The 22,745-nt window shown below is 33.2% G+C and carries 16 protein-coding genes; 9 read left to right on the top strand and 7 right to left on the bottom strand.

All coding sequences use genetic code 11. The annotated features are described in order from the left end of the window. Positions 1–225 precede the first annotated feature (225 nt). The 6 genes from FJOH_RS13440 (at position 226) to FJOH_RS13415 (ending at position 7,481) form a co-directional block, all read left to right on the top strand. Complete coding sequence (locus FJOH_RS13440) at positions 226–1,419, top strand: aspartate aminotransferase family protein (protein WP_012024657.1); 1,194 nt, start codon at positions 226–228, stop codon at positions 1,417–1,419. Between the two features lie 167 nt (positions 1,420–1,586). Then, positions 1,587–2,981, top strand: a complete 1,395-nt coding sequence (locus tag FJOH_RS13435) for a tetratricopeptide repeat protein (RefSeq protein WP_012024656.1) — start codon at positions 1,587–1,589, stop codon at positions 2,979–2,981. 2 nt (positions 2,982–2,983) lie between these two features. Then, the gene (locus FJOH_RS13430) at positions 2,984–3,733 is read left to right on the top strand and encodes a shikimate dehydrogenase family protein (RefSeq protein ID WP_012024655.1); all 750 of its coding nucleotides are present in this window, start codon (positions 2,984–2,986) and stop codon (positions 3,731–3,733) included. A gap of 64 nt (positions 3,734–3,797) precedes the next feature. After that, positions 3,798–4,544, top strand: a complete 747-nt coding sequence (locus tag FJOH_RS13425; protein ID WP_012024654.1) for a hypothetical protein — start codon at positions 3,798–3,800, stop codon at positions 4,542–4,544. A 245-nt stretch (positions 4,545–4,789) separates the two neighbouring features. Next, positions 4,790–6,769, top strand: a complete 1,980-nt coding sequence (locus tag FJOH_RS13420) for a DUF349 domain-containing protein (protein ID WP_012024653.1) — start codon at positions 4,790–4,792, stop codon at positions 6,767–6,769. 292 nt (positions 6,770–7,061) lie between these two features. Next, positions 7,062–7,481 (top strand): OsmC family protein, encoded by a 420-nt coding sequence (locus FJOH_RS13415; protein ID WP_012024652.1) that lies wholly within the window; start codon positions 7,062–7,064, stop codon positions 7,479–7,481. 69 nt (positions 7,482–7,550) lie between these two features. Here FJOH_RS13415 and FJOH_RS13410 read toward each other — a convergent pair whose 3' ends face one another. Next, positions 7,551–8,825, bottom strand: coding sequence for a tetratricopeptide repeat protein (locus FJOH_RS13410; RefSeq protein WP_012024651.1), 1,275 nt, complete (start codon positions 8,823–8,825; stop codon positions 7,551–7,553). Between the two features lie 50 nt (positions 8,826–8,875). Next, complete coding sequence (gene gyrA, locus FJOH_RS13405) at positions 8,876–11,515, bottom strand: DNA gyrase subunit A (protein ID WP_012024650.1); 2,640 nt, start codon at positions 11,513–11,515, stop codon at positions 8,876–8,878. A gap of 258 nt (positions 11,516–11,773) precedes the next feature. Here gyrA and FJOH_RS13400 point away from each other — a divergent pair, with 258 nt between their 5' ends. From FJOH_RS13400 to FJOH_RS13390, 3 genes are all read left to right on the top strand, one after another. Beyond that, positions 11,774–14,320 carry an ATP-dependent Clp protease ATP-binding subunit gene (locus FJOH_RS13400; RefSeq protein WP_012024649.1) on the top strand — a complete coding sequence of 849 codons (2,547 nt, stop codon included), beginning with the start codon at positions 11,774–11,776 and terminating at the stop codon, positions 14,318–14,320. A 139-nt stretch (positions 14,321–14,459) separates the two neighbouring features. Next, entirely contained in the window at positions 14,460–15,827 is a 1,368-nt protein-coding gene (gene rimK, locus FJOH_RS13395; RefSeq protein ID WP_012024648.1) for a 30S ribosomal protein S6--L-glutamate ligase, read from the top strand. Positions 15,828–15,929: 102 nt separating this feature from the next. Next, on the top strand, positions 15,930–16,448 hold the full coding sequence (locus FJOH_RS13390; RefSeq protein ID WP_012024647.1) for a DUF421 domain-containing protein: 519 nt from the start codon (positions 15,930–15,932) through the stop codon (positions 16,446–16,448). 47 nt (positions 16,449–16,495) lie between these two features. Here FJOH_RS13390 and FJOH_RS13385 read toward each other — a convergent pair whose 3' ends face one another. From FJOH_RS13385 to hutH, 5 genes are all read right to left on the bottom strand, one after another. Beyond that, a complete protein-coding gene (locus FJOH_RS13385) occupies positions 16,496–17,863 on the bottom strand; it encodes an SMI1/KNR4 family protein (protein WP_012024646.1) in 1,368 nt (455 codons plus the stop codon). A gap of 34 nt (positions 17,864–17,897) precedes the next feature. Then, positions 17,898–18,410, bottom strand: a complete 513-nt coding sequence (locus FJOH_RS13380) for a hypothetical protein (protein ID WP_012024645.1) — start codon at positions 18,408–18,410, stop codon at positions 17,898–17,900. 238 nt (positions 18,411–18,648) lie between these two features. After that, positions 18,649–19,983 (bottom strand): inorganic phosphate transporter, encoded by a 1,335-nt coding sequence (locus tag FJOH_RS13375; protein WP_012024644.1) that lies wholly within the window; start codon positions 19,981–19,983, stop codon positions 18,649–18,651. Between the two features lie 30 nt (positions 19,984–20,013). After that, positions 20,014–20,658 (bottom strand): DUF47 domain-containing protein, encoded by a 645-nt coding sequence (locus FJOH_RS13370; protein ID WP_012024643.1) that lies wholly within the window; start codon positions 20,656–20,658, stop codon positions 20,014–20,016. 49 nt (positions 20,659–20,707) lie between these two features. Beyond that, complete coding sequence (gene hutH / locus FJOH_RS13365; protein WP_044048307.1) at positions 20,708–22,222, bottom strand: histidine ammonia-lyase; 1,515 nt, start codon at positions 22,220–22,222, stop codon at positions 20,708–20,710. Between the last annotated feature and the right edge of the window lie 523 nt (positions 22,223–22,745).

Genomic DNA, 22,745 nt, shown 5'->3' with positions numbered 1-22,745 from the left:
TCAGCCGCAGGCACAGTTTTCAGTTTGTCTAACATTAAGATCTTGCAATTAAAATGTAATCTTAATTTTAAGCTTACAAACTTGCATAAATCTTTTCGATCTTTGCGGTAGAATTAGTTGCAGTTTTCAGTATTCAATCTCAGTTTATAAAACCTGAAACTTTAAACCTGAAACAAGATAACCCTCAGAACCTTAGTACCTTTGCTACTTTGAACCTTTAAAAAAATGAACCCAGATTTTATAAAATACCAGGCACAAACTTCTCCTTATCCTTTAGGAATGGAAGTTTCACATGCTGTTGGATCTTACATATACGATACAAACAATAAAAAATATTTAGATTTTGTTGCCGGAGTTTCGGCTTGCACGCTTGGGCATCAGCATCCGAGAGTGAACCAGGCAATTAAAGACCAGTTAGACAAATATTCGCATGTAATGGTTTACGGAGAATATTCGCAAAGTCCGGCTGTGCAATATTGCAAATTAATGGCCTCTCTCCTTCCGGAATCTTTAAATAAAACCTATTTAGTCAATTCGGGTACAGAAGCGATAGAAGGTGCTTTAAAACTCGCTAAAAGAACAACAGGACGCAGTCAGCTTATTTCATGTCACAATGCTTATCATGGAAACACAATGGGTTCTATGAGCGTAATGGGATTTGAAGAACGCAAACAAGCTTTTAGACCTTTGCTTCCGGATGTAGATTTTATTACTTTTAACAACGAAGCCGATCTTGAAAAAATAACAACCAGAACCGCAGCAATTCTTCTTGAAACCATTCAGGGAGGTGCCGGATTTATTCAGCCGGAAAATAACTTTCTGCAAAAAGTCCGCAAGCGTTGTGATGAAGTTGGAGCCTTGATGATTGTTGATGAAATTCAGCCGGGTTTTGGAAGAACAGGAAAGCTTTTTGGTTTTCAAAACTATGATGTTATTCCAGATATTGTGGTTATGGGAAAAGGTATGGGAGGCGGTATGCCGGTTGGAGCTTTTACAGCTTCGGCAGAAAAAATGGACCTTTTAACAGAAAATCCAAAATTAGGTCATATAACCACTTTTGGAGGCCATCCTGTCATTGCGTCAGCTTGCCTGGCTACTTTGCAGGAATTAACTGAAACAAATTTAATGAACGAAGCGCTGGAAAAGGAAAAACTGTTCAGATCGCTTTTGGTACATCCTTTGATAAAAGAAGTTAGAGGAAAAGGATTAATGCTGGCCGCAATGACCGAAACAGCAGATATAACCAATGAAGTGATTTTAAATTGTCAAGATAAAGGTTTAATACTGTTCTGGCTTCTGTTTGAAGGATGTGCAATTCGAATAACACCGCCATTAACCATTTCCGAAGAAGAAATAAAGGAAGGCTGTTCTATAATTTTAGAAGTTATGGACGAAATAATGAGAAAACAGCAAGCTTAATATCAACCAAATTAATCTTTTAAAAATCAAAAGATTAAATCTAAAAACAGAATAAAAATTCTGTCCTTATTGTTAATTAAATTGTTCAAAACAATTAATTTGCCTTCCCCGCATCAATAATATGGTTGCCTAAATTTATAACAGGCTAATTTCAAATAAAACAAAGTATGCAATTAAGCAACGAAGAAGAAGATTATAACCTATCCTTATCAAAATTTGAGTCGATGTTAAAAACTAACAAAGTACTCTTTTTTGATTCTGAAGAATTTGAAGAAATTATTCTTCATTATTTAGATATAGGTAAGGCTAATTTAGCAAAAAAGGCCTTAAAACTTGCATTAGATCAGCATCCAAAATCTACGGGCTTAAAATTAGTACAAGTAGAAATGCTGGTTTACGAAGACAAACTTGAAATCGCTGAGAAGCTTTTAAACGAGTTGTATGCAATTGAACCTAACAACGAGGAAATTTATATCCAGAAAGCCAATATCTGCTCTAAAAGAGATCAACACGAAAAAGCTGTAGAATTACTTAAAATTGCTCTGCAGTATACAGATGATTATGCTGACGTGTACAACTTAATTGGAATGGAATATCTTTTTATGGATAATCTTGAACTGGCAAAGGAAAGCTTCATTAAATGTCTTGAAGAAGATTTTGAAGATCAATCTGCCTTATATAACGTAGTGTATTGTTTTGAGTTTTTAGATCAAAACAAAGAAGCTATTGTATATTTAAACGACTATATAAACAAAAATCCTTACAGCGAAATTGCCTGGCATCAGCTTGGCAGGCTTCACTATGGAGTAAAAGAATATGAGGAAGCTATACGTGCTTTTGATTATGCAACTTTAATCGATGATGAATTTTTGGGCGCTTTTATGGAAAAAGCAAAAGCTTATGAGCGTCTTAAAAAATACAATGAAGCAATTGAAAGTTATAATCGTACAATCGAATTAGACGACGCAACATCTTATGCTTTACTTCGTATAGGAAAATGTTATGAAAAACTGGGAAATGCCGTAAAAGCACTTCAATATTACAACCAGACTGTACACGAAGACCCGCTTTTAGATAAAGGCTGGATCGCAATTACAGATTTCCATGTTCGCCAGAAAAACTTTCAAAAAGCCTTATTTTTTGTCAATAAAGCATTAGCAATTGACAATCAAAATCGTTTGTATTGGAAACGTTATGCAACGATCAACAAACAAATGAACTTTTTTGAAGAGGCTGAGTTTGGATACAGAAAAGCAGTAGAATTTGGAGATTATGCGCTTGATACCTGGTTATACTGGGTTGATATACTGCAGTTTTTAGGAGAATTTGAAAGTGCTATTCAAACCTTATTACAAGCTTCAGAATACTTTCCGGAAGAAAACGAAATCGAATATCGTTTAGCAGGATTATATTTCATGATTCAGGACAATACAAAAGCAAAATTCCACTTAAGTAATGGTTTGCGTTTAAACTTTGATAATTATATACTTATCGAAGATTTATTCCCTGTAGTATGGACAAAAAAGACAGTTAGAAATTACATCGAAAAACACAGAAAATAAGAATGATTGGAGTTTTAAAGAGAAGATTTGGCTTATTGGGCCGTAATATTAGTTACTCATTTTCAAAAGGTTATTTTACAGAAAAATTCAACGATGAAATTTTCGCAGGCAACAGCTACGAAAACTTCGATATTTCTGAAATCAGCCATTTTACCGGATTATTAAAAAACAATCCTGATTTGAAAGGTTTAAATGTTACAATTCCATACAAAGAGCAAATTATTCCTTTTCTGGATAAACTTTCAAAAAAAGCGGCTTTAATTGGTGCTGTAAATACTATTAAATTTACCAAAAACGGAAAATTAAAAGGCTACAACACCGATTATTACGGTTTTAAAAAATCATTAAAACCATTACTGGAGCCTCACCATAAAAAAGCTTTGATTTTAGGAACCGGAGGCGCTTCAAAAGGTGTTGCTTTTGCACTTGATGAACTTGATATTCCATATACTTTTGTTTCGAGAGAAGCCAAAGAAAATATTATCGATTATAATTTAATCAACGCAACGACTTTTGATAATTTTCAAATTATCATTAACTGCACTCCTGTTGGCACAAGTCCTAACGTAGAAGCCTATCCGGATCTGCCTTATGAGTTTTTTACAGAAAAACATATTGCTTACGATTTGATTTACAATCCTGCAGAAACTCAATTTCTAAAAAATGCAAAAGAAAGAGGCGCAGTAATCAAAAACGGATACGATATGCTTATTTTTCAGGCAGAGAAAGCCTGGAAGATCTGGAACAAATAAAAAAGCTGATTTTCAAGAAGTTAAAGTAATTTTCGTAATTTAGTCTACTCATTTGTAGATAGTTATGAAAATATCACAATTTTACTTCTGCATAATTTTTCTTTTTTCATCTGCTGTTAAAGCACAAGATACTATTCAATATAATAATCCATTTTCAGAAGCCAGATATCATTATTTTCTAAAAACTATTTTATTTTTTAATGAGTATTTAGATACTGAAAATGGATCATACAATACTACTCAATTGCGTTTCCTTTATCCAATAGGAAATAAAGCCTGGAACCTTCGTTTTGATCTTCCTTTAATATCTGCAAATACTAATTCTGATAATAAAACCGGAATTGGCGACGTCAGCGCCGGGATAAGTTTTATACCGTATATGGAAAGAAATAACGGCATTGCCTTAAGAGCAAGAGTTGTTTCAAATTCAGCCTCTGATCCCAGTTTTGGAAGCGGAAAATGGGTTTTTATTCCCACCGTTTTTTATGGCCGTTATTTACAATCAAAAAGGTATTTATGGATTTCGTCTCTTGAGTACCAAACAAGTTTTGCGGGTTCAAGCAGCCGAAATGATATAAATGTAACGGCATTTGAAAATGTTATTCTATGGTTTTTTGGAAGAAACTGGATTGCTGTCGATGCTGCATTTCGGTATAATAACACTGTAAAAGGATTTCAAAACAATGCATTTTTAGAATTTGGAAGAAAAATTACTCCGGATAATTTAATTTACATTCATCCCAGCGTTGCATTTGGAGGCCAAAAAACATACAATTACGGATTAGAGGCAGGAATTTTGATTTTATTCTAAGCAGAAAATCAGAAAAACGTTCAAAAAACATGATTTTATTTTAGTTAATTACTAAAAAATGTAATGATTTGAAATTTCTATTTCTTCTAAAAAAGGGATAAAATTTTATATATCTATATGCATTATTCTATTATGAATAAGAATTTTATCGTAAAATACTGCATAAACAAACGATTTATTTTGTAGTTAGAAACACCTTTACTATCTTTCGCACTGTTTAAAGTAAAAACCTTATACATTTAAAAATGTTAGAAGAAAAGAATGATAACCTGCAAGAAGCAGACGGAAAATCAGGAATCGAAATAAGCGATTCTACGCAAAGTAATGCAATTGAAAACTCAGATTCTGAAAAAGCTGAAGCAGCTGTTGAAAACACAGCAGCAGAAACCGTTGAAACAGAACAGCCAGATCATCAAAATGCATTAGATGCCATAACAAATTCAAATGCTGAAGAAAGCGAAGATGAGACACTAAAAGAACGTCATGACATTCCTATGAAGGACTATCATACTTTTTCTTTAGATGCTCTTGTTGATGAACTTAAAAAGCTGATCAATATAGACAAAATTATGTCTGTAAAAGATCATATTGAAGAAATCAAAAAATCATTTTTACTACAATACAATCATTTTTTAGATGAAAAAAGAGATGAATTTAATGCATCTAAAGAAGATCCAAACGAAGAGTTTGAGTATCATTCTCCTTTAAAATCAAAATTTGATGAATATTACAATGTTTTTAGAGAGAAAAGAAATGCACACTTTAAGCATTTACAAACCAATCTAAAATCAAATCTGGAAAACAGACTTGCGATTGTTGAGGAACTAAAAGAACTTATAAATCCGCAGGAAAACATAAAAGATACTCTTAAACATTTTAACGATTTAAGAGAAAGATGGAAAAATGCAGGAGCAATTCCAAAAGACAAGTACAATCACGTTTGGAATAATTATCACTTTCATGTAGAAAATTTCTATGATTATCTGCATTTAGATCGTGAAGCCCGCGATTTAGATTTTAAACACAATCTTGATCAAAAACAAAAAATCATTGCAAGGGTTGAAGAACTTGTAAACGAAACTGATGTAAATAAAGCTTTCCGCGAATTACAAGATTTACACCGTTTATGGAAAGAGGACATTGGTCCGGTTTCAAAAGAACATCGTGATTCTATCTGGAATAAATTCAGCGAACTGACTAAAAAAATCCACGATAAGAGAGAAGTTTTATTTGAAAGCCAAAGAGCTAACGAACAGCAAAATCTTGAGGCTAAAAAAGAAATCATTGCTAAAATTGAGGTTTTAGGAACTGAAAAAGTGAATTCTCATTCTCAATGGCTGGTTCAGATTCAAAAAGTTGAAGCCTTAAGAAATGATTTTTTTGCAGCAGGAAAAGTTCCATCAGAAGTAAACGAAGAAACCTGGGCTGCCTTTAAAACTGCAGTTAGAAATTTCAACGCATTCAAAAACTCGTTTTATAAAGACATCAAAAAAGATCAAAACGATAATTTGAACAAGAAAATGGCTCTTGTTGCAAAAGCTAAAGAATTACAAGAAAGCACTGATTTTGGTTCTACTACTCCAGTAATGAAACAAATTCAGGAAGAATGGAAACAAATTGGACACGTTCCTAAGAAATATTCAGATAAAATCTGGAAAGAGTTTAAAGATGCATGCAATCATTATTTTGATAAATTAAAAGAGCACAAATCAGAAGAAAACGCTGATGAGGTTGCCGCTTTTGATAATAAAAAAGCATATTTAGAGACTTTAAGAGCTTACCAGTTAACTGGAGATCATAAAACAGATCTTGATGCAATTAAACAGCATATTGAAATCTGGAAAGGTTATGGAAAAGTTCCTTTTTCCAGACGTCATATTGAAGGTAAATTCAATAAAATTTTAGATGCTCTTTTTGAAAAACTAAGTTTAAGCAAAAAAGAATCTGAAATGATGCGTTTTACAAACAGAATAGATTCTTTATCTGACAGTAACGATACACGCAAATTAGATAATGAAAAAATCTTTATTATGCGTAAAATTGAAGAAGTACAGAATGAAATTTTCCAATTAGAAAATAACATTCAGTTCTTTACCAACACTAAAAATGCCAAAAAAGAGAATTCAATTGTTACAGAAGTACGCAAAAACATTGCTATTCACAAAGAAAGCCTTGAGGTTTGGAAAGACAAATTGAAACAATTACGAAACTTAGGTCAGGAGTAATTAAAATATAAGAACTGCAGTGAATTTTTCATTGCAGTTTTTTTATGTGTGCATTTTACCGCAAAGTTCGCAAAGCTTTTTATTAATTAGCTTTGCGAACTTTGCGTTTTAATAGAATTCAGCTATAGAAAAAACCTCGCACACTTTGCGGTTAAACCTTCACGCTATTTCAACACCAAACTTAACATTCTAATTAAATTCTATAAAACTATTCTGCAAAATATTGATTATATTTGAGTTACCACTATTAACAACAAATAACATTTAATATTAATTTTTAAATTAAAAGACAATGAAATTTACAAGAAAAGCAAATGCCAACTGGAAAGGAACCGGCATGGAAGGAAAAGGAACTATAAGTACTCAGAGTACAACTTTAGATAACGCTCAATTATCTTTTAAAACAAGATTTGCTGACGGAGTTGGAACTAACCCGGAAGAATTGGTTGCTGCAGCTCATTCAGGCTGTTTTACAATGCAATTAAGCTTCTTGCTTAACGAAGCAGGTTTTACAGCTGATGATCTGTCTACAGAAGCCACAGTAACTTTTGAAGACGGCTCGATTACTTTAATTCATTTAGATTTAAAAGGAAAAGTGCCTTCTATATCAGCAGAAGAATTTGAAAAAACAGCAGCTAAAGCAAAAGAAATCTGCCCGATTTCAAAACTTTTAAACACAACAATTACTTTATCAGCTTCATTAGTGAGCTAAAAAGTAATTATAAGGCATAAAAAAACCATTCACAGTGTGAATGGTTTTTTTTTATTATTACAGCCAATATTATTGGTTCATTGTAGCTTTTAGAGCTTTTGCCTCAGCTGTCATTTCTAACGCTTTGTAAACCCCTAATAATGTTTTTGCAACATCATCATTTTTAGGATCTAACTCATTTGCTTTTTTAAGGTAAGGGATAACACCTTTAAAAACATCTTCTCTTTGTGCTTTTAATACATCGTAACGCTTCATATCTTTAGCTGATGTACCTAATTTGTTCATTTCATCAATGATTGGTTTCTCAGCTTCTAATTTTAATGCAGCAAGATTTAAATAAGCATTTGTGTAGTTAGGGTTAATTTCGATTGCTTTTAAGTAGTATTTCTCAGCATCAGCATTGTTTTTTGCATTTGCACTCAATACACCTAAATTAAATACTAAATCAGCATTGTTTGGGTCTTTTTGTAAAGCCTCTCCAACTAATTTTTTGTACTGATCGTAGTCTTTTGTTTCAAGATATAAATTAGCTTCAGTAAGAATTAAAGAGCTGTCATCTGGATTTGTTTTTCTTGCATCTGCAATTGCTTTCTTAGCTTCTTCAATTTTTCCTTTTTGAACTAAAATCAAAGCCAGGTTTTTGTAGATTTCTCCTCTTTTTGAAGGAATAGCTTCTGTTTTAGGTTTTTCGTGAGTTCCTAATTTTACAGCTAAATCTCTTTCTTTTGCATTAGCGAAGTTATCTTCGTTATTATTTGCTTTGTTTACAGCTAAGTATAAAGTTCCTTTTCCAGAATAGTTTAATTTTTTTAACTCTTCGTACATAGGAAGCGCAGTATCAAAATCCTGAGCGTTTACAGCTGTAGAAGCTGCATAATAAAGATTAATTGTATCGTTTTTGTCTAACAAATAAGCATCATACAATTTCTTAGCTCCTTCTGAATGCTTGTTAGCCTGAGTATCAGCAATAGCAGAATTAATTAATAATCCTTTGATGTTTGTGATAGATGCTGCAGCCTGAGTTGAATATTTCTGTTTTCCAGAAGCTTTTTCAACATCAATTAATTTTTTGTAGCTGTCAGCAGCAGCACTTAAATTTTTGCTTTCTTCAACTTTTTTGTTTGCAAGGTCTAAATAAGCATTTCCTTGTACGAAATAGTACTGTGCCTGCTCAGTATCTTTTGCATTTACAATTAAGTTCTCTGCATCTTTTAATTGTGCAAGAGCTCCTTGTGCATCACCGCTTTTTAACGCTTTTTCTGCATTTTTAATTTGATCTTTTTGAGCAAATGTAGCTACAGAAATCAGTAATGCTGATGCTAGTATAACATATTTACTTTTCATAATGTTCAATTTGTATATTTAATTTAATTTTCTTGTGGACTAATTTAAATTTATTCCTCAGATTCTTCTTCTGAATCGTCTTCATCTTCAACTACATCATCAGAGTCGTCATCGTCATCGTCAGCAGTTCCATCATCTTCAAGAACTTCATCAAGATCCGGTTTAACTCTTTCAATAGCAGATTCTACAACGTTACCATCTTCGTCAACTACAACTTCTTCGGCGTCATCTTTCATTACTTTTGTAACAGCCGCAATAGAATCTTTTCCTTTCAGGTTAATCAATCTAACACCTTGAGTAGCACGTCCCATAACACGTAAATCCTCAATTGCCATTCTAATTGTCAATCCAGATTTGTTGATAATCATTAAATCATCTGAATCTGTTACAGCATTAATAGAAATCAGTTTTCCTGTTTTATCTGTAATATTTAAGGTTTTAACTCCTTTACCGCCACGGTTTGTAATTCTGTAAACGTCTTCACCATCATCATCAACTAATTTTGTACGTTTTCCGTATCCGTTTTCAGTTACAACTAAAATTTGAGAATCAGCGACATCATTTTTACCAACAGTAACCATACCAATTACTTCATCAGTATCGTCTTTTAAAGTAATTCCACGAACTCCAGAAGCTGTTCTTCCCATCGGACGTGTTTTTGTTTCTTCAAAACGAACCAATTTACCAGATTTAACTGCCAGGATAATTTGACTTTCTCCGTCGGTTAATTTTGCTTCAAGCAATTCATCTCCTTCTTTAATAGTAATAGCAGCAACTCCATTAGCACGAGGTTTAGAGTATTTCTCTAAAGAAGTTTTCTTAACCTGTCCTTGTTTTGTTACCATTACAAGGTTATGAGTATTGATATAATCTTTGTCTTTTAAATCTTGTGTACAAATGAAAGCTTTTACTTTATCATCACTTTCGATATTGATAAGGTTTTGAATCGCTCTTCCTTTTGCCGTTTTACTTCCTTCCGGAATTTCATAAACACGCATCCAGAAACATTTTCCTTTTTGAGTAAAGAACATCATGTACTGGTGGTTTGTTGCAACGAACATATGCTCTAAGAAATCCTGATCTCTTGTTCCTGCACTTTTTTGACCAACTCCTCCTCTATTCTGAGTTTTGTATTCTGATAAGTTTGTACGCTTAATATAACCTGCATGTGAAATTGTAATTACTACATTTTCATCGGCAATTAAATCTTCGATGCTTACATCTCCACCAGAATATTCGATTTGAGAACGACGATCGTCTCCGTATTTATCACGAATTTCAGTAAGTTCTTCTTTAATCAAGTCAATTCTAAGATTAACATCTGCAAGTAAAGCTTTTAAATGCTCGATTAATTTCATCAATTCATCATACTCAGCTCTTAATTTGTCCTGCTCCAGACCTGTTAACTGACGCAGACGCATTTCAACAATTGCACGAGCCTGAATATCTGACAATTTAAATCTTTCGATTAATTTCTCTCTTGCTTCATCTGTGTTTTTAGACCCTCTAATTAACGCAATTACTTCGTCAATATTATCAGAAGCGATAATTAAACCTTCTAAAATATGCGCTCTTTCTTCTGCTTTACGCAATTCAAACTGCGTTCTTCTTACTACTACATCATGACGGTGCTCAATAAAATAGTGAATCATATCTTTTAGATTCAATAATTGAGGACGTCCTTTTACTAATGCAATATTATTTACACTAAAAGAAGATTGTAATTGAGTATACTTATATAAGGTATTTAAAACTACGTTTGGTGTAGCGTCACGTTTTAGGATATAAACGATACGCATACCATTTCTATCCGATTCATCACGGATATTAGCAATACCTTCAATTTTTTTCTCGTTAACTAAATCTGCCGTACGTTTAATCATTTCGGCTTTGTTAACCTGATATGGAATTTCGGTAACGATGATAGATTCTCTTCCTTCAACTTCTTCAAAACCAACTTTAGCACGCATTACAATACGTCCTCTACCTGTTTTAAAAGCTTCACGAACACCTTCGTAACCGTAAATGATACCTCCCGTTGGGAAATCAGGAGCTTTAATGTGAGTCATTAACTCATCTACTTCGATATCATTATTATCAAGATAAGCTAAAGTACCATTGATTACTTCTGTTAAATTGTGTGGCGGCATATTAGTTGCCATACCAACTGCAATACCGGTAGCTCCATTTACTAATAAAGTAGGAACTCTTGTAGGCATTACTTTTGGTTCATATATTGTATCGTCAAAGTTCAATTGAAAATCAACTGTTTCTTTTTCGATATCTGCCATAATTTCTTCTGAAATTTTGCGCATTCTGGCCTCAGTATAACGCATCGCTGCCGGACTGTCACCATCAACAGACCCAAAGTTACCCTGACCATCCACTAATAAATAACGCATACTCCATTCCTGTGCCATACGCACCATTGCATCATAAACAGAAGTATCTCCATGCGGGTGGTACTTACCCAGAACCTCTCCCACAATTCTCGCAGATTTTTTATGGGCAGATCTTGAAGTTACACCTAAATCATACATTCCATAAAGTACTCTTCGATGTACTGGTTTCAAGCCATCTCTAACATCAGGAAGCGCTCTCGATACAATTACTGACATCGAATAATCGATGTAAGCTGATTTCATTTCATCTTCAATGTTAATAGGAATTAACTTTTCTCCTTCAGACATAAGTTGTTATGTTTAAATAATTATATTAGTTTCAAAGCGTGCCAAGATACGTTTTTTTAAAATTTTTTCAGCTATTTCCTTACACTTATTTAAATGATTTATTAACAACTTTAATTTCGCTTTTAGTTAATAAATTAAGCGTTTTTTAACGCTTTTATTGTTATTTTTTTTGTCAATTAGCTGACAGCAGATCTCGATAGGTATGATTTTTGTTTTTCAACCAGTAAATAATTAAATTTACACTACCAATTATATATTATGGATGATAATTTTTCACCAAGAGTAAAAGATGTTATTACGTACAGTAAGGAAGAAGCCCTTCGTTTAGGACACGACTTTATTGGTACAGAACATCTTATGCTAGGCATTTTAAGAGATGGTAACGGAAAAGCTATTCATATACTTAATAACCTAGCAGTTGATTTAGATCATTTACGCAGGAAAGTAGAAATACTGAGCCCGGCAAATCACAGCGTTGAGGTAAATACAGAAAAGAAAAACCTTCATCTTACCCGACAGGCCGAAAGAGCCCTGAAGACCACTTTTCTTGAAGCTAAAGTATTTCAAAGCTCGTCGATAAGCACTGCTCACCTGCTTCTGTGTATCTTACGAAACGAAAACGATCCAACAACCAAGCTGCTGAATAAACTTAAAATAGATTATGACGTGGCTAAAGAACAATATTTAAATATGACGCCAAACGAAGAAGAATTCTTAGAAAACTTGCCAAGAAACGAATCGTATAATGACGATTCAGGACAAGATGACAGTTTAAAGGAAAGTAGTTTTAATAATCCCGCCAATAAGTCAAACAAAAAATCTAAGACTCCGGTTTTAGATAATTTTGGGAGAGATTTAACAGAAATGGCTGAGGAAGGAAAACTAGATCCTGTTGTGGGACGCGAAAAAGAAATTGAACGTGTTTCGCAGATTTTAAGCCGAAGAAAAAAGAACAACCCGCTTCTTATTGGAGAACCCGGGGTTGGTAAATCTGCAATTACAGAAGGACTTGCATTACGTATTATTCAAAAGAAAGTATCACGTATTCTTTTCCACAAACGTGTTGTTACTCTGGATCTGGCTAGTTTAGTTGCCGGAACAAAATACAGAGGACAATTTGAGGAAAGAATGAAAGCCGTTATGAACGAGCTTGAGAAAAACGACGATATCATTCTTTTTATTGATGAAATCCATACTATTGTAGGAGCTGGAGGAGCAACAGGTTCACTTGATGCGTCTAACATGTTCAAACCTGCTTTAGCAAGAGGTGAAATCCAATGTATTGGTGCTACTACTCTTGATGAGTACAGACAATATATTGAAAAAGACGGTGCATTAGAAAGACGTTTCCAAAAAGTTATTGTAGAACCAACTTCTGTTGAAGAAACAATCGCTATTTTAAATAACGTAAAAGACAAATACGAAGATCACCACAATGTAACTTATACACAAGAAGCTATTGAAGCCTGTGTTAAACTTACAGATCGTTATATGTCTGAGCGTTTCTTACCAGACAAAGCGATTGATGCTCTTGACGAAGCCGGATCTCGTGTTCACATTACCAATATTGATGTTCCTAAACAAATTTTAGATTTAGAGCGTCAGTTAGAAGAAGTTCGCGAAATGAAGAATATGGTAGTTAAAAAACAAAAATATGAAGAAGCTGCCAAACTTCGCGATGACGAAAAACGCATAGAAAAAGATCTTGCTGCTGCACAAGAACAATGGGAAGAAGATTCTAAAAACAACAGAATTGAAGTTACAGAAGATAATGTAGCCGATGTTGTTTCAATGATGACCGGAATTCCTGTAAACAGAATTGCACAGACAGAAAGCAATAAATTAGCCAAATTACCTGAATTAATTCAGAACAAAGTAATTGGTCAAAATGATGCCGTTCTTAAAATTGCACGTTCTATTCAGCGTAACAGAGCCGGACTTAAAGATCCAAACAAACCAATTGGTTCGTTTATTTTCTTAGGTCAGACTGGTGTTGGTAAAACACAGCTGGCAAAAGTATTAGCAAAAGAATTATTCGATTCTGAAGATGCATTGGTTCGTATCGACATGAGTGAATACATGGAAAAATTTGCTATCTCTCGTTTAGTTGGAGCGCCTCCGGGATATGTTGGGTACGAAGAAGGCGGACAATTGACTGAGAAAGTTCGTAGAAAACCATATTGTGTAGTTCTTTTAGATGAGATCGAAAAAGCACACCCAGATGTATTCAATATGATGCTTCAGGTTTTAGATGACGGATATTTAACGGATAGTTTAGGTCGTAAAATTGACTTTAAAAACACTATCATTATCATGACTTCTAACGTTGGTGCACGTCAGTTAAAAGATTTTGGACAAGGTGTTGGATTTGGTACTGCTGCAAGAACAGCTCAGGCTGATGAAAACTCAAAAAGCATTATCGAAAATGCATTAAAGAAAACTTTTGCTCCTGAATTCTTAAACAGAATTGATGACGTAATTGTATTTAATGCACTAGAAAAAGCTGATATCGATTTGATTATCGAAATCGAATTGAAAAAACTATATTCTCGTATTGCAGAGTTAGGCTACAAGTTAAGCTTAACTGACAAAGCAAAAGCTTTTATTGCTGAAAAAGGTTTCGATAAACAGTTTGGAGCAAGACCGCTTAAAAGAGCAATTCAGAAATATGTTGAAGATTTGCTGGCTGAAGAAATCATCACTTCAAAAATACATTCAGGTGATGAAATTATGATGGATCTAAAAGATGATTCGCAAGAACTATCAGTAGAAATTCATAAAGCCGAAGAGCCGACTAATCAATAAATTAGTTAAAATTTATAACAAAAATAATTTACCCGTTACGTTTTCATAACATAACGGGTATTTTTTTTGCAAAAATCACTATCTTTAGTAAAAGCAAATAGCTATTTTTGAATTCAAATTCTATAATAAAAAACAAAATATGCTTCAAAACAAAGTCATTTTAGGCAGTGAAGAATGGTGCTCATTTCCAGAACTTGGAATCCCGACAATTAAAGCTCGTGTCGATTCTGGTGCCAAAACTTCGGCAATGCATGCAATCAATATTGCTCCTTTTATAAAAAATGATGCTAATTGGGTAAAATTTGATATTAACCCAATTCAAAATAACATTAAAACCATTATTCACTGTGAAGCCCCGCTGGTTGATAAACGAATTGTAAAAAGTTCTAGTGGTTACAGAGAACATCGTTATGTTATTCAGACGCATTTAAAAATTGGCGATGCAAAATGGCCGATTGAAATGACTTTGACCAATCGTGATTCGATGGGTTTCCGTATGCTTCTTGGACGCGAGGCCATGAGCGGAAGAGTTTTGGTAGATCCTGAACAAAAATATCTTTTAGGACAGCCTTCTCCGGAAACTTTAAAAGAATTATACCAAAACTCTGAAAAAGCAACTACAGGTTTAAGAATTGGTCTTTTGGCCAGTAATCCTGAATTATACAGTAACAAACGTATTATGGAAGCCGGCGAAATGCGCGGCCACGAAATGCACTTTCTGAACATAAAGGAATGCTACATGAAACTTGATGCTAAAAAGCCCGAAATTCACTATCGAGGCGGAAAAATTCTAAACGAATTTGACGCTATTATTCCAAGAATCCGTCCGAGTATTACTTTTTACGGCTGCGCATTAACACGTCAGTTTGAGGCTTTGAAGGTTTTTGTTTTAAATTCTGCCACAGCTATTACACAATCCAGAGATAAATTATATTCATTACAGCTTCTTTTGAACAGCGGAATTGATATTCCAACTACAGGATTTGCCAATTCTCCGCTTGATACAGACAATTTAATTAAAATGGTGGGCGGTTCACCTCTAATTGTAAAATTATTAGAAGGAACACAAGGAAAAGGCGTTGTTTTAGCCGAAACCAAAAAAGCTGCAGAAAGTGTAATCAATGCTTTTAAAAGTTTAAATGCCAACATCTTAGTTCAGGAATTTATTAAAGAAGCAAACGGAAAAGATATACGCTGTTTTGTAATCGACGGAAAAGTAGTTGCCGCTATTCAGCGCGAAGCAATGCCGGGCGAATTTAGAGCTAATATACACCTTGGCGGAACAGCATCTGTAATCAAAGTAACTGCCGAAGAAAAAAAGATTGCCATAAAAGCCGCAAAAGCAATGGATTTAAAAGTAGCCGGAGTTGATATTATTCGTTCTTCAAAAGGACCTTTATTGCTTGAAGTAAACTCTTCTCCAGGGCTTGAAGGAATTGAGGGCGCAACAAACAAAGACGTTGCTGGAGAAATGATTAAAGCGATTGAGAAAAATTTCAAACTATAATTAAGTTCATTTTAACTTAATCATCTCAAAATAATTTAGCTGCTTTGTCAAAGTTTAAAACCTTTGACAAAGCTTTTTTATTTAACTTTAAAATAAAAAGTTATGTCATTTCCTTATTTAGATATTATTTTTAGAAGTGTTGCTGTTTATTTTTTCATGACAATTGCTCTTCGCATTTTCGGTAAAAAAGAACTTTCACAATTAAATACTGCCGATATTATTCTGATTTTACTAATCAGTAATTCTGTTCAAAACGCAATGGTGGGTCCAGACACTAGCCTTGTTGGCGGTTTGGTTGCAGCTTTAGTTTTATTTGTAATTAACTTTGCTATTAAAAAACTAACTAAGAGATCCAAAATCTTAGGCGATTTGATACTTGACAAACCTGAAGTTTTAATTCATGACGGAGTATTAGATTTCAAAGCTTTGAGCAGACTAGATATTTCGCACGAAGAATTAAAGGAAGCAGCACGCGAACACGGTTTAGAACATCTTACCGACATCAAACTTGCTATGCTGGAAATGGACGGAACGATAAGTGTTATTTCTGCAGATCAAAAACATCTTAAGCAATCGCATTATAAGCGAAAACACAATCATAAAAATCTTCAAAAATTTTAATTGCAGACATCAAAAAGCCGATTTCAAATTAGAAATCGGCTTTTGTTTTAATAGTTATCAGGATCTATTCCTTTTATTGTTTTATTTGTTAATCCAAAAGCTTTAAGTCTATGATTTAGATTTGTTAAAATATAATCTTGTTCTTTTGGAAACCGTATAGCAATATTTTTATAATGCTGCAAAAGCTTTTTTTCGTTGACACCTTCTAAAGCTTGTAATGTAATATGAACAACTCTGTTTACTTCATCATTTAAACCCAAAATAAAAGTTTCTAAATAATCAACCTTATTTTTTAACTGCCCAAGCGCAAAAAAGGCAGTTACTCGTATTGATGCATTTTTATGCGAAGTGAATGAAATTATAACTGAACTATAATCTGTACCTGTTTCTTTTAATAAATACGTACAGAAGTTAAAAGTCTCATCGTCGTTAATTTTTGAAGCATTTTCTTTAATTACTTCCAGCCAGTCAAGACTTCTGTCTTTGGCATACCAGTATACAAATTGAAAAACACTTAATAAATCTTTTTGAACCCAATCTATTAAATAAGGATATGCGCGGTTATAATCGAACTTTACAAGTATTTGAAGAAGTTTTTTCTGGATTTTACCCGCACTTAAACTATATTCTTTTTCTAAAATATCTAATGTTTGAGAATCAATCTTTTTCTTTTTTAAAAAACCTTGTAAACATTCTAATTTTGTTTCCTCATCTTCAGTAGTAACAAATACATCTAAAATATGTGCTGTCGATCCGCCCAAAGTATAATTAAACAAATCTTTTTCATCTATTGCAGTTTCTGCCGTAATTCCGTCTAACCAGCGTTCGTACCAATCTAAAAAATTAGACTCAAAAGCAAAAAAAGGTTTCTGTCTGTCTAAATCTACATTTACAACCCTTCCTTTAAATTTTCCATTTAAAACAAGACCATAATAGTAAGTACAGCCTTCTGTTCCAAGAGGCAAAATTCCTGCAAATATTCTGCCTAGTTCAGCTTCAAAATCTTCCTCGGAAATATCATCGTTCTCTTCAATATTTTTGATTGATTCTTCCCAAAATTCATCACTCATTTTTGGATAAATGAAACAATCCTGACTTAAACAATTCTCTGGATTAGAATAAACAAATTCATCAACATTTTCACCAAAAGGAAATATTCCATAACCAGGCCCCGCTGCAGAATTTTGATATGATATCCCGCCATTTCCTATGTGCAGTAAAAAAGCCCTATAACAATCTGGAAGAGAAACATTGTACTTTTTTTCAAATTCAAAAATATCATCAACAGCTGCCGTTTCACTTAGAACATATACATGACTATCTGCTCCAAAAACTTCTAAATCCTTATCAATTTCTTTTGCTAAAAGCAGCTTCTTTTTGATTCTTTGTATTTGATATGTTATTTCAGAATTCATATTTTATTAAAACGAGAAAATTAAGTGTGCTAAATTACTTAGTTTCTTTATTAGGAATTATATTTTTTCCGTAAAATGGTAAAATCAAATCACTATCTGCAAATTTACCGTCTAAATCAGCTTTTACAGGTGTTTTTACTAATAACGTATTAAATCTTCCTTCAACATCAATATAAATTTTCTTATTTTTAAAATAGTCAACCGCTTTTAGGCAGTCTTCAACAGCAAACAATAATTCTTTTCTTGAAGATTTTTCAATACCTTTCATATCTCCAACTTTAACAATTACCAGAACTGTATCGTTTTTTTCTTTTGAAAAATATTTTAATTCATCTGTCTTAATACCTGTTAGTGTTCTGTTTACACATTCTTTTAAGAAATAAGAAATAGAATCTGTTTTTTGATCTGGAGTATCAGTAACTTTCTTTTTATCCTCCAATAAATAAACCTTTCTCTTATCATCTGGTTTACTGTCACATGAATAAAAAGTGATACCCATAAACATTAAAGCAGCAACTGAAGCCGCGAAACGATTAATTCTTTGCATTTGTATTTAATTTAATATTACATAATTGAGCCGTAAATCAAAGTTTATTACTGCTCTTATTTTTTTGCAAAGGTCTTTTTATTTCATTTTTAAAATATCCACTAAAAGTTTTTAAACTTTCATTTTAAGACAAAATATTCATTTATAAATACAAACAAAAAAAGCCGATTTCAAATTGAAATCGGCTTTAAGATATTTTTTAAAATGTGATTATATATCACATTTTGCAATACTCATATTATGAAATAAATACACTTAGTATAAAATAAACCAAACCTGCTAATATAGCCGAAATTGGAATAGTCAAAATCCAGGCCCAGACTAAACTTACAGTAACTCCCCAGCGAACTGCAGAAACACGTTTTGTTAATCCAACACCAATAATAGATCCTGTAATAGTATGCGTTGTACTTACCGGGATTTTTAAATGCTCTGTAAAGTAAAGTGTCAAAGCTCCTGCAGTTTCAGCGGCAACACCTTCAAACGAACTTACTTTTGTGATTTTAGATCCCATTGTTTTTACAATTTTCCATCCACCGCTTAAGGTTCCGGCTGCAATTGCAGAATAACATGCTAACGGAATCCAGCTTGGCATTTGTCCTTTAATTCCTAAATCTTCATTTGGCAGAACAACATCTAACCAGGCATCCATATGTACACCGTGATTAGTATTGATATAAACAGCAACAGCTGCAGCAATAATTCCCATTACTTTTTGAGAATCATTTCCTCCGTGTCCTAAACTAAACGCCGCAGAAGATAATAATTGCATTTTTTTCAAAGCAGCATCAGCCTGATGAAGATTCAAACTACTGAATATCATACAAAAACCACTAACTGTCAAGACAATGAAAGCAACTAAAAACCATTTAATATTGTGGGCTTCAAAAGCAACACTCCAAAAATGAGAATCAAATCTTGGTTTATCAATCTCTGAATAAGGAATCATCTGATAGTATACAAATACGATTGTAGCAATCATTAATGCTCCAGTAAAAATTTTAGGTCCAATACTTTTTCGAGAAGCATTTAATAACCAGATAGAAATTAAATATGAAGCCAAAGCTCCTAATAATGGCGCAAGAACTATAAAAGCAATAATAATAAGGACTCCGGAGGGCATTGCGCCATCTTTTCCTGCCTTATACCAGCTTACAATTTCATACCAATAATGTGTTGCACCGTCTTCTCCAACATAACCAGAAAAACCGTGAACTGCGATTGCGTGTGCAACAGCTGCTCCGGCAAAACCTCCAATTAATGTATGTGAAGAACTTGAAGGAATTCCTAACCACCAAGTCAATAAGTTCCAGCAGATTGCTGCAATTACTCCAGCGAGAATTACAACCAGGTTAATTTCCATGGTGTGCGCAGTTTTGGCAACAGTATCTGCAACACCAAATCCGAAAACCCAATAAGCCAAAAAGTTAAAAAATGCTGCCCAGACAACCGCCTGAAAAGGTGTTAAAACCTTTGTTGCAACAACAGTCGCTATAGCATTTGCCGCATCATGAAAACCATTGATGTAATCAAAAATTAAGGCTAATACTATAATTAATATAAGTAGCGTCATAAAGTTATAACTTCAGATTGAAAAATTGAATTAAGAATGTTTTACAGAAATAGATTCTAGTATGTTTGCAACACTTTTACATTTATCTGTTGCTGATTCTAAAACAGATAACACTTCTTTATATTTAATGATGTTTTTAGCGTCTGTTTCGTTTTCAAAAATTTCAAAAACTGCTTTATTATAAACATTATCAGATTTGTTCTCCAGTTTATTAATTCTGGCACAAGCATCTTTAATGATTTTAAAATTCTGTAAATTTCTTAACTCTTTTACCGCACTGTCAATGTTTTGACAAGCTTCAAGATTAATCTCTGTCATTTTTCTGATAGACTTTGTAATCTTATCAACCTGATATAATCTCATACGGCTTGCTGCACCATGAAGGTAATCAGCAACGTTATCAATAGAAGTAATTAATGTATGAATATCCTCTCTATCAAATGGAGTAATAAAGTTTCTGCTTAATTCCAAATTGGTCTGACGTGTAATGTCTTCGCCTTTTTGTTCTAATTCGTCAATCTTTTGAAAAAGAATTTCTCTTTCTTTTAATGGAAGGTTTACAGCTTCGTGTAAGTTAGAAGCTAATTCAATTAAATTGCTTGAAGCTTCTTCAAAAAGTGGAAAGAATTTCTTGTCTTTCGGCACTAAAAATTGGAAAATACTGTTTATTGACATTTTTATATTTTTGATAGCGCAAAATTACTTCCATTAATACTTTGCAATGTTAAGCCATTGTTAACAAATCGTTTTCTATTTGGAAACTCTCCAGGAATAACACTGTGTTTTCTATATCATTATGTAAGATTCTGTCTTCTTTTACCAAAGGCACTACTTCTCTGTAACTGCTTAAAAACATTTCAATAAAATCACTTGATTTTAAAGGCTCTCTGTAGGCAATTGCCTGCGAAGCATTTAATAATTCGATTGCTAAAATACGCTCTAAATTATCTAAAATTCGTAAGGCTTTTGTTGCGCCGTTTGCTCCCATGCTTACGTGATCTTCTTGTCCGTTGCTCGAAACAATACTGTCAATACTGGCAGGAGTTGCCAATTGTTTATTCTGGCTGGCAATACTTGCAGCAGTATACTGCGGAATCATAAATCCAGAATTTAATCCCGGATTATCAACTAAAAACGCAGGAAGATTACGCAATCCAGAAATTAACTGATACGTTCTTCTTTCAGAAATACTTCCTAATTCTGCCAAAGCAATCGCCATAAAATCTAAAGCCAAAGCCAAAGGCTGACCATGGAAATTACCGCCTGAAATAATCTGATCGGCTTCAATAAATATATTAGGATTATCGGTTACTGAATTGATTTCTGTTTTGAAAACCTTTCTAACATAATCTATTGCGTCTTTTGAAGCGCCGTGAACCTGAGGCATACAACGGAAAGAATACGGGTCCTGAACATGTTTCTTTTCCTGAGCAATGATTTCGCTTCCGTCTAAAAACTCTGTAATTCGCTGCGCGGTTACGATCTGTCCTTTGTGCGGACGAATATAATGTATCAATTCGTTAAATGGCTCGATTCTTCCATCAAAACCTTCTAAAGAAATGGTTCCAATTAAATCTGCCAGATACGAATATTTATATGCTTTAATTAAAATATGAGCACCATAAGCACTCATAAACTGAGTCCCGTTTAACAGAGCCAAACCTTCTTTTGACTGTAAAACAATTGGTTCCCAGTTAAAATGTTTTAAAACTTCTGCTGATTCTGTTTTTTTTCCTTCAAAATACACTTTTCCTTCACCAATTAAAGGCAAAGATAAATGTGCTAAAGGTGCCAAGTCTCCAGAAGCTCCAAGTGAACCCTGAGTATAAATTATTGGTAAAACATCATTATTATAAAAATCAACCAAACGCTGTAATGTAATTAACTGAATTCCAGAATACCCGTAGCTTAAAGATTGAATCTTTAGCAAAAGCATCATTTTTACAATTTCAGCAGGAACTTCCTCCCCTGTTCCGCAGGCGTGAGATTTTACAAGGTTTTCCTGAAGTTTAGATAAATTTTCATTCGAGATTTTTACGCTGTAAAGAGATCCAAAACCAGTATTAATACCATAAATGGGCGCTGTATGCGTTGCCATTTTTTTATCTAAATAATCACGGCATTTTTGAACGTTTACTTTAGCTTCTTCAGACAGTTCAAGTGTTTTGTTATTTGATAAAATTTCGTGAAGTGTTTCTAAAGTTATCGTTTCTGTACTTATATAATGGATTTCTCTCATGATGATTTCAAATTTTAAAACGTCAAAATTCAACAAATCAACATTAAAAAGCAACATTTTATCACAATAATTAAAAATTTAACCTGCACATTTCTATACTTTTATTTTTTTAACAATAGTAAAATGGTGTCAGCTAGTACTTTTTCCGGCAGTTTTTATTAAAAATCAAAACACTGCCAATCCTGTTTCTTTAATAAATGAATTCTGAAATATATTAAAAACTCAACTTAACATATCTAATTTTAACAAATGCTCAATATTGAATTGCAGAGATTTGAATTATTAAAATATTCGTAAAAAGGCTTTTGAAGTTTTTAACTTTTATAAAAAGCTGTACTTTTGGAAAACCAAAATGAAAAGTAACAGCATAAAATATCAATCTACAATTATTACAGCTCAAACAGGAGCTGCAATTGCTGCTGCCACAATTTCTACTACAACAACTACTACCCCTTAGGGGTATACATTTTTACATATAATCCTAGGTTACCTATACTTTTTTCTTGAAAGAAGAGAGTTATTG

The organism is Flavobacterium johnsoniae UW101 (assembly GCF_000016645.1).
Lineage (GTDB): Bacteria > Bacteroidota > Bacteroidia > Flavobacteriales > Flavobacteriaceae > Flavobacterium > Flavobacterium johnsoniae.
Note: the sequence above shows the minus strand (reverse complement) of the source record. Positions and strands in the feature narration are given on the sequence as shown.